The organism is Aeoliella straminimaris (assembly GCF_024054565.1).
GTDB lineage: Bacteria > Planctomycetota > Planctomycetia > Pirellulales > Lacipirellulaceae > Aeoliella > Aeoliella straminimaris.
The window spans coordinates 622,765-640,437 of record NZ_JAMXLR010000092.1 but is presented as its reverse complement, the minus strand read 5'-3'; the positions used below and the strand labels follow the sequence as shown (position 1 = coordinate 640,437).

General features: G+C 62.2%; 12 protein-coding genes. 4 read left to right on the top strand and 8 right to left on the bottom strand.

What is annotated here, in order from left to right:
• Window positions 1-104: 104 nt before the first annotated feature.
• The 6 genes from NG895_RS28300 to NG895_RS28275 all read right to left on the bottom strand — a co-directional run bounded on the left by NG895_RS28300 (window position 105) and on the right by NG895_RS28275 (window position 7,466).
• Window positions 105-1,742 carry an ABC transporter permease subunit gene (locus NG895_RS28300; protein WP_252855931.1) on the bottom strand — a complete coding sequence of 546 codons (1,638 nt, stop codon included), beginning with the start codon at window positions 1,740-1,742 and terminating at the stop codon, window positions 105-107.
• 22 nt (window positions 1,743-1,764) lie between these two features.
• Window positions 1,765-2,151 carry a four helix bundle protein gene (locus NG895_RS28295; protein WP_252855930.1) on the bottom strand — a complete coding sequence of 129 codons (387 nt, stop codon included), beginning with the start codon at window positions 2,149-2,151 and terminating at the stop codon, window positions 1,765-1,767.
• A gap of 78 nt (window positions 2,152-2,229) precedes the next feature.
• Window positions 2,230-3,444: an argininosuccinate synthase gene (locus tag NG895_RS28290; RefSeq protein ID WP_252855929.1), complete on the bottom strand. Its 1,215-nt coding sequence runs from the start codon at window positions 3,442-3,444 to the stop codon at window positions 2,230-2,232.
• Window positions 3,445-3,777: 333 nt separating this feature from the next.
• Window positions 3,778-5,019, bottom strand: a complete 1,242-nt coding sequence (locus tag NG895_RS28285) for a 3-keto-disaccharide hydrolase (protein ID WP_252855928.1) — start codon at window positions 5,017-5,019, stop codon at window positions 3,778-3,780.
• 32 nt (window positions 5,020-5,051) lie between these two features.
• Window positions 5,052-5,477, bottom strand: a complete 426-nt coding sequence (locus NG895_RS28280) for a hypothetical protein (RefSeq protein WP_252855927.1) — start codon at window positions 5,475-5,477, stop codon at window positions 5,052-5,054.
• A 48-nt stretch (window positions 5,478-5,525) separates the two neighbouring features.
• Window positions 5,526-7,466: a PulJ/GspJ family protein gene (locus NG895_RS28275; protein ID WP_252855926.1), complete on the bottom strand. Its 1,941-nt coding sequence runs from the start codon at window positions 7,464-7,466 to the stop codon at window positions 5,526-5,528.
• Between the two features lie 480 nt (window positions 7,467-7,946).
• Here NG895_RS28275 and NG895_RS28270 point away from each other — a divergent pair, with 480 nt between their 5' ends.
• The 4 genes from NG895_RS28270 (at window position 7,947) to NG895_RS28255 (ending at window position 16,491) form a co-directional block, all read left to right on the top strand.
• On the top strand, window positions 7,947-11,063 hold the full coding sequence (locus NG895_RS28270; protein ID WP_252855925.1) for a tetratricopeptide repeat protein: 3,117 nt from the start codon (window positions 7,947-7,949) through the stop codon (window positions 11,061-11,063).
• A 171-nt stretch (window positions 11,064-11,234) separates the two neighbouring features.
• The gene (locus NG895_RS28265) at window positions 11,235-12,113 is read left to right on the top strand and encodes a MotA/TolQ/ExbB proton channel family protein (protein ID WP_252855924.1); all 879 of its coding nucleotides are present in this window, start codon (window positions 11,235-11,237) and stop codon (window positions 12,111-12,113) included.
• 52 nt (window positions 12,114-12,165) lie between these two features.
• Window positions 12,166-12,573, top strand: coding sequence for an ExbD/TolR family protein (locus tag NG895_RS28260; protein ID WP_252855923.1), 408 nt, complete (start codon window positions 12,166-12,168; stop codon window positions 12,571-12,573).
• 66 nt (window positions 12,574-12,639) lie between these two features.
• Window positions 12,640-16,491: a prenyltransferase/squalene oxidase repeat-containing protein gene (locus tag NG895_RS28255; protein ID WP_252855922.1), complete on the top strand. Its 3,852-nt coding sequence runs from the start codon at window positions 12,640-12,642 to the stop codon at window positions 16,489-16,491.
• Between the two features lie 52 nt (window positions 16,492-16,543).
• Here the strand turns inward: NG895_RS28255 and NG895_RS28250 are convergent, their stop codons facing one another.
• Window positions 16,544-17,101 (bottom strand): Fur family transcriptional regulator, encoded by a 558-nt coding sequence (locus tag NG895_RS28250; protein ID WP_252855921.1) that lies wholly within the window; start codon window positions 17,099-17,101, stop codon window positions 16,544-16,546.
• 189 nt (window positions 17,102-17,290) lie between these two features.
• Window positions 17,291-17,665, bottom strand: a complete 375-nt coding sequence (locus NG895_RS28245) for a hypothetical protein (protein ID WP_252855920.1) — start codon at window positions 17,663-17,665, stop codon at window positions 17,291-17,293.
• Window positions 17,666-17,673: the final 8 nt, after the last annotated feature.

Here is a 17,673-nt window from a genome sequence, read left to right as displayed (position 1 = left end):
GGCGTGGGGGAGAGTCAACCGGTTGTGTCGAAAGACGAAGTGCCCAATGACCAAAGGTCGCTAACCTTGGTCATTGGACACTTTGTCGTTCGTCGTTTGCCAAGCTAATCCGCCACGCGCCACCGTGCTTGGAACAGCCACACGATGATGGCCAACAGCGTGGCGTTGTAGAGCAGTGTAACGATGAGGTAGCCGAAGAAGATGTCCAGGTCGCTGCTGTCGCGGCCCGTGTCGGCATCGCTGCGAACATCGGTGTCGAACTCCAGCGGCAAGGCGAAGGTCGCCGCAAAGGGGCTGGTGACGCTCGCCATGCGGGTGACGGCCGCCCCTTGGGTGCCGGCGAAGAACGTCTCGGAGAAGTACCGCGCGGCCAGCGGGGCAATAAACAACGTGACGATCACCAGGTAGCTGGCCATCAGGCTCTGCGACGTCTTCTGGAAGATGGTCGAGCAGAACAGGGCCGTCATTGCTGTGGTAAGGCAGGTGAGCCCAAAAATCAGAAAGTAGCCGGCCATGCTGCCGATGTTTGCCCAATAGCCGACCGGCATCAGGCACGCCAGCAGCACCGGCCACATCAGGAAGCTGGACAGCACGCTGGAAACCCGCAGACCGCTGAGCAGTTTGCCCCACAGCATTTGCCACGGTGTGATGAGCGTGGTCAACAGTAGGTCGAGTGTCTCGCGTTCCCGTTCGTTACAAACGCTGCCGGCCGAGAACACAGGACCGACCAGCACGTTGAACAACAACACGTAGCAGATATACCACGGTGCGTACTGCGGGAAGATGTACAGGCACACCGCCATGATGGGCAGGGCCAGCAGCATCGAAATCTGAATCACCAGCCGCAGCATCAACGTGCCCTGGCTGAAGATTTCACTCCGCATCTCCTTGTCGTAGATGGGATTCGCGCCATCTTCCAGCAGCGTGGTCCGTTTTGGCGGAGCGAACAACCGGTCGGGGAACTCGTCGCGTTTGATGTACAGGCCCACCGCCTCGCGGGCTTCGTTGTCCAGATCCACCACGTCCTTGCCGCCACTGCCAAAGTCGGCCGGATGCAACAGTCGCCGCGTGGTGGCAAACCAGAACACGACCGATAGCGTGAAACAGACGGCCGGCACAATAGTTATGGCAAAGAACACCCGCGCGGTACCCTGGGTCCCCAGACCATTCCACACCAGCACGCCCAGCAGCGCGAGCGGCAGGATCATCAGGTAACTCACCAACAGCGACGCCGAAGTGCGGCTGAAAAAACTGCTGGCCCACAGGCAGATCATGCCCGAGAGCGTGACCGACGAGATCATGGCGATGTACGCGGCCAACACCTCCAGAGGCGACACCCCGCCCAGCGGCAGGCAGAGCATCACAATCGGCAACGAGCAGAGCATCAGGATCGCCAGGTGGCACAAAGCGGCCAGGAGCTTACCCAGCACAATGGCGCCGGGCTTCAGCGGACTGGCCAGCAGCATCTCGTAGCTTTGCCGTTCTTTCTCGCCAGTAATCGCCCCGGCGGCGAAGCTGGGCGTCATCAGCGAGGCCAGCATGTACTGCCCAAAGAAAAACAGGTTCACCAGCCGCTTCGCTTCCTCCGGCTGGGCGAAGTCGAGAGTCTCGGTCTGCGGCCAGGCCAGATAAACCACGCCGCCCAACAAAGCGATATAAGCAAACAACAGCACAAACGCCCGAAACAAGCGGAGGTTGCTGAGCAGTTCGTACTGGAGGACGGGGTTTTGAGTGAGATACATAGAAGGGGCGAGGATCGAGGGGCTAGGGGCGAGTAGCAGCAGAAATTCGGTGGCGGATGGATCGTTGAAGTCCACTGAGCATGCGACTCTCCTCGTCGCATCGGTCCAATAGCGAAGCTAAGTGCTCGGCGATCAAATACCCCAACTCCTTCGCGATAATAAGTTGAGTCTCTAGTTCGGCGAGCGAGCCGCTCGCAATCGATAGGTGGTGAAGGTATTCCTTGCTCGAGTCCCGTGCGTGCCCCTCTGCGATATTGGAAGGGATGGAGACCGCACATCGACGGAGCTGACTACAAAGCCCGTATCGCTCTTCAGTCGGGAACTCCTTGGTCAAGTTGTATACCGAAAGGGTGATCTCAACGCCCAACTGCCAAACTTTGAGATCGCGGTAGCTATCAATACGCCCCATGAAAACTACTTCCCCCGAAGTGCAGATGCAATCTCAGATATCCCTAGCCCCGCGATCCTCGATCCTACCCCCTTGTTCCTAGTACTCCCTTGGTCGCACCTTCCCCAGCACTCGGCTCGGTAGGCCATGTAGTCGCAGGAAGCCTTCGGCGTCGTCCTGGTCGTAGCTGCCGCCGCCTTCCATGCTGGCGACTTCGGCGTCGTACAGACTATTCGGGCTGGTGCGGCCATGTATTTCGATGTTGCCTTTGTACAGTCCGAGCGTTACTTCGCCCGTGACCGGCTTCTGGGCTTCCTTGATGAACGCCATCAGGGCGTCCATCTTCGGCACGAACCAGAACCCGTAGTACACCATCTCGGCCACTTCGGGGCTCAGTTGGTCGCGAAGGTGTACCAGGTCGCGGTCCAGGGTCAGTTGCTCCATCTGCAGGTGCGCGGCGTACAGGGCGGTCATACCGGGGGCTTCGTACACGCCACGGCTCTTCATGCCGACGAATCGGTTTTCGATGATGTCGATGCGGCCCACACCGTTGCGGCCGGCGATTTCGTTCATCGTTTTGACGATTTCCAGGGCCGAAAGTTTCTTCCCATTTACCGAAACAGGAATGCCCGCTTCGAACCCGATGGTGACTTCTTCGGTCTTGTCGGGCGCATCTTGGGGGGAAACACCCATGCCAAAGTCGACAATCGACACGCCATTGACCGCGGGATCTTCCAGATCGCCCGCCTCGTAGCTGATATGCAAGCAGTTTTCGTCGCTGCTGTACGGCTTGGCCTTCGAGGCTTTGACCGGAATGCCCTTACTCTCACAGTATTCGATCATCTCGGTGCGGCCGGGGAACAGCTCGCGGAACTTCTTAATTCGCCAAGGAGCGATGATCTTGATATCCGGCTCCAGGGCTTCGGCCGCCAGCTGGAAGCGGCACTGGTCGTTGCCCTTGCCCGTGGCGCCATGAGCGTAGGCCTCGGCGCCGACCTCGCGGGCCACTTCGAGGATGGCCTTACTGATCAGCGGGCGGGCGATCGAGGTACCCAGCAGATAAATGCCCTCGTACTTGGCCTGCCACTGCAGAACGGGGAAGGCATAGTCGCGGCACAGCTCTTCCTGCACGTCGACAATGCGTGCCGAGGCCGCTCCGCAGTCGTTGGCCTTCTTGATCATGGCATCGCGGTCTTCACCGGGCTGGCCCAGATCGACATACACGCAGTGGACGTCCCACCCTTCGTCCTGCAGCCAACCGAGAATGACCGAGGTGTCCAAACCGCCCGAGTAAGCGAGCACGCAACTAGCCATGAGATTCAAACCTGCCAAACGTGAAAATTGTGGGGAATTCGGCCGCCAAACGTACGACGCTCCGCCCACGATTGTGGTTCGCTACGGGGCGATTGGCAAGCGGCAGGACCTGGGAAGGTCGAATGATGAAATACCCAACGACCAATCCGTCCCGGGTAGCGGCGGAGCCGCGACCCTTCGCTGGGTGGCTGAGTGCCTTCGGCATAGGAGGAGAATCGCGAGCTTATCCCGGAGGGATTTCGGCTTTCAGCCCAGTGTTGCGGCTACGTCGCTACGCTGGGAAGGTAATGGCAATGCCCCTCCGAACCACGACCTACAGTCGCGGCTTTATAGCTACGGCAGCTCCGCCACCCGCAGGTTGCGGAACAGCAGGTCGGTCGTCGGATCGTGAGCCTGTAGGCAGAAGGTGCCGGGCTTGAGGCGCAGACCGCGGCGGGGGTTTTCGTCCGGCTCGCGGGTGTCGGTCCAGTCGGTGACCTGGATACCGTTGACCCACACAGCATAGTGAGGGCCGTTGGCGTTTAGCGTCACATAAAACCACTCGTGGTCCTTGGCGTTTACCAACCGGGCGTTCACACGGCGGTAGATGCCGCCGGTGCCACAATCCTTCGGCTTGGTGCGGTCGCCATCGAGATAGGAGTTCTGAATCTGGCACTCGTAGCCGTTCATCTTGTCGCCAGGGATCGAACGAAAGAACACGCCCGAGTTGGCCCCGTCGCCGTTGACCTTGCACTCAAACTGCATCACAAAGTCGCCGTACTCGCCTTCGGACTCCACCTGCCCCGAGCCGCCCAGGATTTGCATTTCACCCGCATCGGTCACCGAGATCTTTGCAGGGCCAGCAAGGTCGGTCTTCCAGCCGGTGAGGTCTTTGCCATTGAAGATGGATTTTTCGCCGAGGGGTTTGAGGAGGACGCGTTTGAACAACACATTCCCTTCCTTGTGCTGCAGCCCGATGCGACCCTTGGGAATCGGATTGGGGTCGGTGTAGTCGGTTACCACTTTGCCATCGAGCTTCGCCTGAATATGCCCCCCTTCGGCGATGATATGCAGACGGTGCGTCGCGTACAGTTTGTCCAGTGTCTTGAGCTGACCTTCGCTGTACTCGCCTCGCTGGCGCCCCACCAGACTGCCGGTCGGATAGCCATTTGTCGGCGGTGCGATATTGATCTCGTAGCAATCCTTCGTGGGGTCTGTGGGCACATCGGCACTGCGGATGAAAACTCCACTATTGCAGTTCTTGCCTCGAATCGAAAAGTCGACAATTAATTCGAAGTCGCCCCACTCGGTGTTGCTCATGAGCCAATACTCGCCCTCGTCGAATAGGAAGGCGTCGGCTCCGCTACACACGTTCCAGGGAGTGCCGTTGGTCGAGGTCCAACCGAATAGCTCCTTGGAGCCGGTAAGCTGAATCCAACCCTCCGCGAGCAAATCGTCGTCGAGCCACACTTTCTGGAGCGTATTCAGTTCGTCGACCTGCACGCGTTCGAAACCAAGAGGCGGTGGCACTTCGGCCTGTGCGGAGAGTGAACCGAGCAACAAGCAGGCTAGCGCCGTGTAGGTCACGCGATACATGAAAATGCCTACCAATCGTTCGGAAGTGAAATTTAGTCCACCGGCCGCGGCCGCACGGTTTGGATTTCGAGCTGAACCAAACCAGTCAGCCCGCCGGGCTCGCCCGCGGTTGCCGGGTGCGAGACGTCGATTATGAGTTCGCTTTCGGGTAAAAGCAAATCGCGAACTACGTGCCGCCAGAGGTCGCTTGTGACGGCAGGTAGCGTGGTTCCGTTAAGAGAAACTTCGGCGGACGAGTGAACACCTTCGATGCTGAGCCAGACTTCTTGCCCTTCTTCTAGCCCAGTCGGCTCATGAAACACTCGTCGATAGCGAACCGTGCCGCGAAAGCCCGCGCCGAGCACCAGCGACCAGTCGCCCGGCATCTTCTGCTTGCCTTCGCGGGCGGGAGGTTCGTCGCCTGCGATCTGCTCAAGCACTTCGTATCGCCAGGGACCGCGGAGACGAATGCAGTGCATGGGGGAGGATTCAGGGGTCGGGGCTCAGGAGTCGGAGCTCCTGTCCGCTTATTCCGGAACGAAGTGTTGACGGACGGTCACTTCGCGGATCTGCCGGCTGTCGGGTTCGTAGACGCGCAGTTTCACTTGCACCGCACGCATCGGAGCAGGGTAGGGGGGCGACGTTTCGCGCTCGGTGTTATCGTCTGCACCGTATCGCACCTGGAGTCCGGAACCGTAGTCCTCGGGGGTGTCGAAGCCGTCGGTCCCTTCGTCTATCAACGGGTTGCCGTTCACATCCACGTCGCCATCCTGATTCACGGCATCGTTCTCGTAGGCGAAGTTCCAGGTGTCGTACGTGCGGGTGAGACCAGCGTCGGCCAATTGCGATTTGCCATGAGGCAATCCGGAAAACGGCGTGACGGGGAATTCCGCCGAAGGGTTCGAGCCGGTCGTACGACGAATGTACTCGCGATGCAACTCGCTGTAGCCAAGGTCGACATAGGCACCCGAGCTGACAGCCAAGGGGTTGGAATTCGCCGACCGAAACGCCTGCAGCCAGCCGATATCCGCCGGACTGACGGCCGTCAGGTCGATGTTAGGGGCCGGCACAGAGGCACCTTCTTGCAGCACGGCGCCGTTGGGGTCGATCGCGTAAATCGGAGCCACGGGGTCGTATACCTGAATATCGAAAGCCAGGGCGTCGCTCATCATCAGGTCGGCGCCACGGCGGTTCTCCAGTTTCGAGCCCGAGCCTAGCGGCACCAGGCCATTGGTCAGATAGACCACCTGTCCGTTCTCGTTAATCATCGCCCGCGGCGTCGAGCCGCCTTGCGTCGCGGCAAAGGGCCGCACGACGTAGCCTTGTCCCGGCTGTCCGTCGTTGACGTCGTAGCCGACCACGATGTTGCCCACTTTGATCGCGATGGCCGACGCCTGGTTGCCGGGGGTGGGAAGATCCGGATCGTGGAAGAACCGCACACTGTTGCCACCGGTACCGACGCCCGGCGAGATCATGCGATTGGCGAATACCCGACTATTGCCGTCCAACGTGTAACCGAAATGCTCGAAGCGGTTCTTGCGATCGGTCAGGTCGGCCAGAGTATTGGCAACAATGGTCCAGCGACCTTCGTCGTCGATCGTCGGATCGAACTCGATGCGAGCGGAGATGTCGTAGCGTTCCTGGAACGCAATCAGGGCCGCCAGTGCTTGAGCTTCGCTCACGTTGTTGCGATCGATAATCCGTAGCACTCCAGGCCGACTCTTGGGGCCGTTGTCATCGACGCTGAATCGGAAGTCGAGCCACGGCGCTACCAACAGCGTGCGACGGTAGATGGTCCGCATGCCGGGCTCGCCAAAATAGCTCAAGTCATCGTAAACCGGTGCGGGATTTTCGACGCAGAACCAAACGACTTCGGCCACCGGCGACGTAATGGTCTGCGCTCGCCATTGTTCGAAGCTCTTGGGAGTGAAATCGTTTGCGTTGGTTGGATCGGGAGGCTCGACCTGCCTAGTATTGCCAGGCGCGGGACCGGTGAACGGATGCTTTTCGTTGCGGGAAGTGAACGCCAGCACGTCGTCCCAGTCGCCCAAACCGCCGCCGTCGGTCACCCAACCACTTTGTAGCGGTAGGCTGCTGGACGGAACCGTCGAAGCGGTGTGGTCCAGTTCCGGACTGCTCGCAGTATCTGGCGCTCCGTTGCGGTCCGTCAGCAGGCTTGGATAGAAGTCCGCATGCACGCCTTCGATCACTTCGAAGTAGCCGACGTCCGATTCGGGTTTCTGCCAGGGGATGGCGGGGCAGGTGGCTCCTTCGAGGTCGCGCTGCAGCACGTTGCGCACGTGGCGCAGTTGATTGCCCACCTCGACCGCTGCGCGGCGTTTGGAGACGCTGGAACTGACCGTGGCGAATACACCCACCACCGTGGCCATCATCACCAACGTGATACTGATAGCCACCAGCATCTCGACCAGGGTGAAGGCGTCCCGCGGATTGCGGCGAGTAAACAATGCGATCGCGGACCTGCTGGCAAAATGGGCAGGCTTGTGTGAAAAGTTGGCTGAAGTCACCAGAAATACCTCGATCCTCTATGGCCGGCGATGTGGAGCCCCTAAACCGCGCGACCTGTCCTCTTTCTATTGCAACCCGACGTAACGTGTTTGTCAAGAAAGAGTTGAGTCTAATGACTCGACTGCTTGCGGCGAATCGCGATTTAGGAGCCGGGGGCCACGAATTGCGTTTCTCACCTGGAACATCCGGCCCAACCCGCGATAATTGGGGGATTCGCAACGAAATAACCTCCGTCGAGCCGAACTTTTGGTGCTGGCGACCTCGAATTGCCTCCGAGGTTTTGGGACACTTGGTAGTCTGCCGGGCGAAAAGTATTTGTTGGGCAGGGACGTAAAGCTTGCCTGTTACCCCGGGCAAACCACCTTTCGTTGCGACCATCGGCTTGGCCCACCGAGCTTTCCTTTTACCTTGCGAGAGTCATGAGATATTCGTCAGTCGTGCTTCGCGCTGCTTTGGTTCTATTGGCGTCCTTCCTGCTGACGGGCGATTCCCATGCCCAGAACAGCTCATCCGCCAAGGCCATCGAGCAGTACAACCAGGCCGCCCGCTGGCAAAAGCTGGAGGAATACGACGTAGCGGCCAAGGAATGGGACAAACTGGCCGACCAGTTTCCCAGCGACCCGCTGGCAGCCGCCGCGCGGCACTACGCGGGGGTGTGCCGGTTCCAGTTGGGGGAGTACCCCGCGGCGATCAAGTCGTTCCAGGCGTTCCTGGCCAAGAATCCCAAGCACGAACTGGCTGAGGCATCGCTCACCAACCTGGGCTTGGCCGCCTATAACCAGGCCCAGAAGTCGGAGGGCCCGGCAGCCACCAAGCTGTACCAGCAGGCCGTGACGGCGTTCGACCAGCTTGCCAAACAGTTCCCCGACAGCAAGCTCGGATCGCAAAGCGATTTCTATCGCGGCGAGTCGCTGTACGCCCTGGGCAAGCTCGCCGAGGCCGAACAGGCTTACCAAAAGTGGCTGGCCGACTACGTGGAAGAGAAGAGCCAGTACGAACCCAGTGTTCGCCTGGCCCTGGGATCCACGCAAACGGAGCTCGGCAAGACCGACGCGGCCCGCAAGACGCTCGAGAGCCTGATCAACGACAATCCGCCCAACAACATCGCGGCGCAGGCCTCGGTGCGGCTGGGCGATGCCTTGGTGGCCGCAGGCGAGTTTCAGGCAGGAGCCCAGCAGTACGCCAACGCCACGAAGATCGATCCCAACCTGGCCGATGCCGACTACGCCGCGCAGGCCCGGGTCAGTGCGCTATTCAACGCAGGCGACTACGTCGCCGCTGCGCAAGGTTACGAAGCACTGGGCGACATCGCCTCGGCGGGCAAGTCATTGTATCAGGCAGGCGATTATGCTGCGGCGGCCCAACGGTTGGCCACAGCCTACGCCGCGGCGCCGGCCGATGCGGAGCTGGCCCATTGGTGGTCGCGATCGCTGTTGGAAGCCGGCCAGCCCAGCGAAGCACTGCAGGCGGCCGACAAGGCACTGGCCCAAGCCAAATCGGCCGAGCTTCTGTTGGACAAGGCCGACGCCATGTATGCACTGGACGACCAGCGGACGGGCTCGCTGCCTGCTTACATCGCGGCCGCGGAAGCCGCCGACGGCGAACTGGCCGGCGAGGCTCGCCATCTGGCGGCGGCCACCGCGCTGGAGCTCGGTCAACTGGACGTTGCTAAGCAACAATCGCAGATCATTCTCGACAAGCATGCCGATACAAGCTTCGTGACCGAAGCCCGTTTGACACTGGCCGAAGCCCAGCTGCAGTCGGGCGAGGCCAAGCAGGCGGCCGCCACCTTCGCCGAGCTGTTGAAGACAGCCAACGACCAACAAAGAGCCGATTGGACGGTCCGCCTGGCATGGGCACAAAGCACTGCGGGCGACGAGGCGGCCGTGGTGGCGACGCTCAAGCCACTGAATGTGGAGGCCAACAGCTCGACCGGGCAGCAAGCCGCCTTCCTGCTGGGACGGGCACTGTTCCGCAGTGGCGACGCCGCGAGCGCGATCAAACCACTACAAACAGTGGCCGAGGCCAACCCACCCAGTGATTGGTCGCCCGAGGCACGCTTGATTCTTGGTCGATCACTGGCAGCAACGGGCGACTCAGCCGCGGCGGTTGCGACGCTCGGAGCCTTGATCGATAGTCAGCCCAGCCCGCAACTGCTGGCCCAAGCCTACTACCGTCGGGCCGAGGCTCAGCAGTCGAGCGGCAACGCTGAGGCAGCCGTAGCCGATTTCGACAAAGTGATGGCCGACTGGCCGCAGCATCCATTGGCTGCTTACGCCGCGTACCGCGCGGCTATGATCCAAATGCAACAAGGCAAATTCGACGACGCGGCCACCCGGTTTGGCAAACTGGCCGACACCTACCCCGATCACACATTGGCTGGCGAGGCCCGCCTGGGCCAATCGACCTGCCTGGCGCAATCGGGCAACAACGCGGAAGCGGCCGCCGTGCTACAGAAGATGGACACCAACGAGCCCCGCGTCGCCTTGGCGCTGGGCACCAGCCTGTCGGGGCAGAAGAAATGGGACGAAGCGATCCAGATGCTCCAGCAGGCAGCCAATACCGAGGGCGAGTTCGTCGATCGGGACCGCGCGTGGTACGAGCTGGGTTGGGCATACCGCGAAGCGGGGCAGGCTGACAAGTCGCGCGCTGCATTTAACAAGCTGGTCACCGAGATGGCCGACAGTCCGCTCGCGGCCGATGCGATGTTCCGAGTGGCCGAGTCGTCTTACGAAGCCGGCAACTACCAGCAGGCGGCCGGCGACTTCCAAGCGGCTGCCAAGCAGGCCGACAGCAAGTCGAATCTGCACGAAAAGGCCCTGCATATGACCGGTTGGGCTCAGCACAAGGCGGGCGACGAGCAGGCCGCCGCGGCCACGTTCGCCCAGCAGTTGCAGGCCCATCCCGATGGCAGCCTGGCCGCTGATGGCCAGTGGATGATCGGCGAGGCCCTGTTTGCCGCCGAAGACTACGATCAGGCCCTGGCCGCGTACGAAAAAGCAAAAGGCACAAAGCCGAGTTCCGCTACCCTGGCCCCATTGGGTATGCTGCACGCTGGGCAGTCGGCCTCGCAACTGGAGAAATGGCAAGACTCGGCCGACTGGCTCCAGGCAGCATCCACGGACTACCCGGAATACGACGGCCAAAGCGAGATCGCCTACGAACTGGGTTGGACGCTCACGAAGCTGGGCAAATCCGACGAAGCGGCCCCGCTTTTGGAGAAAGTGGCCGACCGCGACACCTCGCCCATAGGTGCGCGGGCCCGCTTTGTGCTGGGCGAGCTGCAATTTGCCAACAAGCAATACGAACAGGCGGTGCGGACATTCTTCAAGGTTGCCTATGGCTATGGCGACCGCGAAGCACCGGAGGCCTACCACCATTGGCAGGCCGAGTCGCTGTTCGAGGCTGCCCGCTGCCTGGAACAGCTCGATCGCGGCAGCGCGGCAAAAAAGCTGTATCAAGAGTTGCTGCAGCGATTCCCGAAAGAAGCGAAGGCGGATTTGGCCCAACAGCGTATCGCGGCCATGGGCAATTGAGCGTCCACGGATCGCCCCCCACTTCCTGAACCACGAGAAGATAGAATCCGCCAGAAAGCCCCGCTGGATGGCTTACCCCAATTTGGCCGCTACCTGAACTCCGCCCGGCATGTTACCGACGCCTTGGCGGAATCGCAAATTAGCCGGCCTCCCTCTGGTCCCTTTGCTGTCATGAAATCTTATTTGATTGCCGCCAGTATGTTGCTGGCATGCGTTGGCCCGTCCTGCTGGGCACAAGAAAGCCCTTCGGAAGATCGCGCCGACGTGGTGCTCGCCACCCCCACCGACACCCAGGTTGCCGATGCCGCGCCGCCTACCAACATCCCCTCGGTGCAGCTGTTCGATTTGCTGATGAAGGGCGGCTGGCTCATGGCGCCCATCGTGCTGATGTCCATCCTGGTGGTGGCCATTGGCGTCGAACGCATGATGGGGCTACGCGAGTCGCGCATCGTGCCGAGTGGCTTGGTTACCGAACTGGGACGATTGGCCGAGTCGAGCGTGTTCGATCCCCGCCAGGCCTACAAGCTGTGCCAGCGCTACCCGAGCTCCGCCGCCCGTGTGGTGCGGGCCATGCTGCTAAAGGTCGGTCGTCCGCACGCCGAAGTCGAAGCCACGGTGGCCAACGCCTGCCAGGCGGAGAGCGACTCGCTGTACTCGAACGTTCGCACGCTAAACCTGGCGGCCACCGTTACCCCGCTGCTGGGGCTGCTCGGCACTGTGTGGGGAATGATCCAGGCGTTCTTCGTCACCGCCAACCTGCCGGATGCATCGAACAAAGGCGAAGCCCTGGCCCAGGGCATCTACGTCGCACTGGTTACCACGTTTGCTGGCCTGGCCGTGGCGATTCCCGCAGCAGTACTGGCGCACTACTTCGAAGGCCGCATCCTGCGGATGTTGCGCGAGGTGGAAAACCTGGCGGCCTCGCTGTTGCCACAGGTGGAACGCTACGAAGGCAAGTTGCGACTGGACAAGCAGCGCCTCGAGTCCGAGCCCACCAACGGCAACGTCGCCAGTGCGCCCCACCACGCGACCCCACGTCCCGCCAGCTAGTCAGCCTGCGACGCACCGTCGTTGATCACTCCATCATTGGTCATTCCCTACGATGCCTGTTCAAATCAAAAAAGGCCTGTCCGGTAGCTCACTCAGTTTGACTCCACTGATCGACGTGGTGTTCCTGCTGCTGATCTTCTTCTTGGTCACCACGCGATTCGAAGAAGAAGAACGAGACATGGCCGTCAACCTGCCGAAGGCCAGCGCCGCCGAACCGACCATCTTCCCCGGCAAAGAGATCTTCGTCACGATCACGCCCACTGGCGAGTACTTTCTCGATGGCAAACAGTACTCGGCTTCGAGCCTGGAGAACGAACTGAAGAGCCTGTACGAGAACAACCCCGGAAAGCAGCGGGTGAAGATCCGCGCCGACGAGGAATCGCGGACCACGCACCTGGTGACCGTGATGAATGCGTGCAACCAGGCCAACATTCGCGACTACACGATCGCCACTGAATAGCCCTCGCGCTGCTGGCAGGACGCCCACTCCGGCCGATAGCTGAAAGCCAATAGCCGACAGCCCCCCATGCCTACCCAACGACACATCCGCAAACTGCCTCGCCCGGTGTCCAACGCGCTGGACGACCGCGCCAGCACCGTGCAAATGGCGCTGGTGGTATGGGCGGTGCTGGTAACGGTGTTGATCGTATCGCTGGGTGGGTTCAACGATCCGCGACTACTGCACAACGGCTGGGTTCGACTGCTGGGCATGCTGGCCACCTGGGGCCTGTTGGCCTGGGCGGCCGCCACGCCTGGTCGCTGGATGGCCAACCGGTTGCGGTTGGGCGTGGCCATCAGCCTGGTTGTGCACACCCTGGCCGCGCTGCTGCTGGTGTTTGCCCACCTGACATTCCTGCTGACCGAACCAGAAGTGGCCCTGGTCGAACAGGTGGTGGTCGAGCCCGAGGAAACCCCCAAGCTGGTGGAAGTGGTGCGGCCCAGCGAAGAGCAGCAGCCAGCAGTCGAGAAGCCGGTGCCAACCGATCACCTGGCTCAGCAACAGCAGCCCCAAACCAGCCAGGCCAAGGCGTCGCCACCGACCGATGCCAAAGAGTTGCCCGACCCGCCCGAACTCGCCAGCAGCGAGGCACCGCAGTCGCTGGTGGAGCGACGTCCGCGTACCGCGATGACCCATCGGGCCAAATCGCCCGGCGAGCGCAGCCGTCAGAGCGAAACGGCCACGCTGGCGACCACCGCGCCACGGCCCATCACGCGGCCGAAGGAACTGGCCTCCGCCGCCACGGCCGAGCCGGCGCCCGCGGCCCAGATGGCCAAGGCCGAAAGTCAGCCGCGCGAGGCCCCCACGCCCAACGAGCCTCAGGAGGTCTCACCGCAACCGCCTACGCGAGTCACCCAGCGGCAGCGAAACAGCAATGCGCCGCGGGTGGCCCAGACTCCTCCCACGCCACGCCGGCCGGTTTCGCCAGCTGAGGTACCCGAGCCAGCCGTGGCCGAAGTGGCGCCGCGGGTGACCACGCCAGAGACCACCCGCGTGGCGGCCGAGCCATCGCGGCTCGAGCGGCCCAGGACCCCCACCGCTGCCACGCAAGACGTCCCCGAGCCGCAGCAACAACGCAACGCACCACCAACGGCCGTAGCACGCCGCGACACCCGCGAGCCGGAGATGCCCCTGGCGGCAGCGCCCACGCCACTCGATCGCCGCACGGCCGTGAGCGTCGCCGAAGCCATCTCCCGCACGCCCGAATCGCAACGTCCTGCCGAAGTGACGCGAACCGCCACCGACACGGAGCGACCGGTGGAACCGATTGCCGCTTCGATCAGCAAACAACAGGCGACAAACCCCACCCTGGAGGAGGCGATCGAAGCCGAAGCGGAGGAACTGGCCACGGCCATGCCCACCGAGACGCCCAATCGACGGCGAGAATCGACGCTGGTGGCCGAGACACCGCAACCGAGTCAGCAAACTTCGACCACTCCCACCGAAGCTACTCTGGCGGAAACAGACACCACGCCCGAACCTTTGGTGGCTGCGGTTCCCAGGGAGACGACTCGCCAGTCTTCAACCAGCCCCGCACCGCGAGTGCTTGCTGATTCGCGCGGTGGCACCGGCATGCAGGGCGAGGGGCTGAACTCGCTGAACGACGCGCCGGCGGCCCCCACCTATTCGGCACCTTTCTCGTCGGCCGCGGCCGACCGTCGTCGCAGCACCCAAACCGAACGCGGTCCGGCCCTGTCGCCCAATCCAGTGGCTGAAGTGGCTCGTGCACGGGCCAGCGCGGCCAGCCCCACTTCGACGCTCATGGCCATGCCGGTGCCCGATGCCGAAGTCGCCGGGTCGACAACGCCCGACAACATTAGCGCCAGCAGCAGTGCGGCGGTCGAACGCAAGTTCTCCAACGTCTCACTGGGCGACATCACGGCTGCCCAGGGCGAAGCGGAGTTCGATACTGGTCCCCCGCAGATCACACCCGAGCGGGGCAGTGGACGGGGTTCGAGCGGCGGACGCCTGGCGATGCGGGCCCCAGAAACCAACAGCGGACTCGGCCCCCGGCGACGCTCGCAAGCTGCCATGTCGCCTTCGGCTACTGGCGTAGTATCGGCCCCGGCGGCGACGAGCGCTGCACCGTCGGCCTCGGCCGTCGCGCGGCAGGATCAACAAGTCGGCGGTGCGCCGGCCCCATCGATCAGCGGGCGGCCCAGCGAAGCGGACGTCCCACGCCTGGCCCAATCCCGGGCACCAACGGGCGCCACGTCCGGCGGTGGCGCAGCGCCACCCAGCGTCGGCCCCCCCGCCTCGGCCACCGAAGTGGGCACACCTCCGCCCCGTGCGGGCGGCTCGATTGCCCGCACGCGTGACGAGCGAGGCACGCTGGGCGGACCAAGCATTGCCGCCGCAACCGGCCAAGTGGCTCCACAGGGCGTAGCGACCGCGGCCAGTCCCGCAGCAGCGGCTGCCGCAGCGCTCGACCCGGTTTCGGTGGCGCTGGTCACTCCATTGTCGGTCGACATGATGGAGGCCCCCACTTCGGCGCCGGCGCCAGCCACCTCCAGCACGACCGACGTTGCCCCCAAGCGATCGACCCTAATGCCGGCAGAGGTTGGCTCAGGCGGTCTGGCCAGCGAACCAACCTTCGACGCGGGCATTCCCCAACGCATCGCCCGCCGACAAACGCCTGCGCTGCGGATGACACCCAGCCGGTTCGCCAATCGCAGCGAAGGTGGACAGCTCACCCCGCCAGGTCGCAAACGCAATCCCGCACCGGCATTTGCCGCGCGGACCGATCGCATCGATTCGGCCCCGATTACCAATCCCGACGATCCGCGGCCCAAAACCGAAGCCGCCATTGAATTGGGGCTGGAGTTCCTGGCCCGAGTGCAACAGCAGGATGGTAGCTGGTCGTTGGGCGAGTTTGGCAACCTGCCGATCGACGACGAAGAACTGCCCAGCATTCAGGCCGACGGGGCAGCGACCGGGCTGGCTCTGCTGGCGTTTCTGGGGGGCGGCTACGACCACTACGACGACAAGTACCAGGCCGTGGTGCAACGGGGACTCGACTACCTGATTCAGCAGCAATCGGCCGAAGGCGACATCTTTCCCGAACGCGATCTGCCCGGTCCGCGAGCCACGCGATTCTACAGCCACGGCATCGCCGCCCTGGCGCTGTGCGAGGCGTACGGCATGACGGGCGATCCCGAACTGCGAGCCCCCGCCCAGGCCGCGATCGACTACATCACGCGGACGCAACACCCACAGTACAACGGCTGGCGATATACCGAGGGGCTCAACAGCGATTTGTCCGTTACCGGCTGGCAAGTCATGGCGATGCGAAGCGGCGAACTGGCCGGCCTCGCGGTGAACAAGCGAACCTACGAGCGAGTGCGAAAGTTCGTCGAAGAGTGCCGCCAAACGGCCGGTGGCGAGGAACTGTACTGCTACAATCCCTACCTCACCAGCAACCGCGCTGGCATGCAGCACTATAACAAGCCCAGCACCGTGATGACTTCGGTGGGCATGCTGATGCAGTTGTACCTGGGCACCAACCGCGATTCGAAGCTCATGCAGCGGGGTGCCGATCACCTCCGCGAGAATCTGCCCACCCAGACCGGCGAATTCCGGCAGGCACCAGTCGGCACTCCCAACAACCCCCAGCGCGACACCTACTATTGGTACTATGCCACGCAGGTGATGTTCCACATGGGTGGCGACTACTGGCAGCAGTGGCACGAGCACCTGCACCCACTGCTGGTCGACCATCAAACTCAAGAAGGCCCGCTGGCCGGTAGTTGGAATCCCCAGAAGCCGGTGCCCGACATGTGGGCCAACCACGCCGGGCGGCTGTACGTGACATGCCTGAACCTGCTGTCGCTGGAAGTGAGCTACCGGCACCTGCCACTGTATGAGATGACGGGGAAGTAGTGCGAGATTCGCAGCCGCAGGTGTGCGAGCGGCGATGGAAAACCGACGCGTCTCAGATCAAGTCCAGCGGCGACTTGGCGCGGTTTTGTTTCTTCTGACAGTCGGCACAGATGCCGGTGATGATCAGGCGGTGGCCGGTGACGCGGAAACCATTCTCGCGGGCGACCGCGTCGCGGAGCGCCACCAGTTCGTCGCTGGCAAACTCGATCAGCTTGTCGCACTTCTTGCAGTGCAGGTGATCGTGCTGCGGGTAGCCATAGTCGTGCTCGTAGACTCGCCGGCCGGTGAGCGTCATGGCCTTCAGCAGTCCGGCGTCGACCATTTCGTCGAGCGTACGATAAACGGTCGCGCGACTGATCTTCTGCCCGTCGAGTTGGCCCAGGCTGGCGATTAACTCGTCGGCGTCGAAGTGGTCGTGTCGCTCGAAGATGTGATCGACAATTTGCAGCCGCTGCTGCGTGACACGCTTGCCACGGCTCTGCAAATACTCGACGAACCGCTCTCGCGGCGACGAGGATACTTCGATCGATTCAAGAGCGAATTCGTTGGCCATATGATGGGAGTAGATGACGAATCGAAGGCCACCAGACCACTGGCGGAGCAACTTCAACGGGTGACTCGCCTTCAAGGAGTGGTCGCCAATCGAATGGCCTTCCGGCTGATCCCTATTTTACGCGGACCAGTGCCGACGAACAACCGACAAGAGAACGCCTGGGTTTTGTGGACGAAACTTTAAAAACAGGGGCGGATGTGAAATTGTTTGGGGGCGTAGCGACTGGGCGCAAGGAGACAAACAGACTCAAAACACAAAAACGAGTTCCACACCACCATAGAAGTAGCGGTCGCGCAACTCCGATAGCCGCCCCCTGCGTACGGTGAAGTCGCACCATCCGTAGGGTGTTTTGAGCGTGTACTGACGGCGCCCCGTCGCATATTCTCGCAGCGTGGGAGGTTGGGGCTCGATGTTGAAGTCGGCTTTGGCGGCGATCGTCTTGGTGATGGGCGGTCCGGCGACATTGCCCTCGGCGAGCAGCGACTGAATTAAATCCAAGTCGCTTGTACACAGCGCTTGCTCGAAACGCCGAGCCGTATGCTGGGGCCAGGAAATCCAAAAGCCGAGCGCAAAACAACAAACCGTGGCCACAAGGAGCAGAGTCCGCAGGCGATATCGCATGCTCGCTC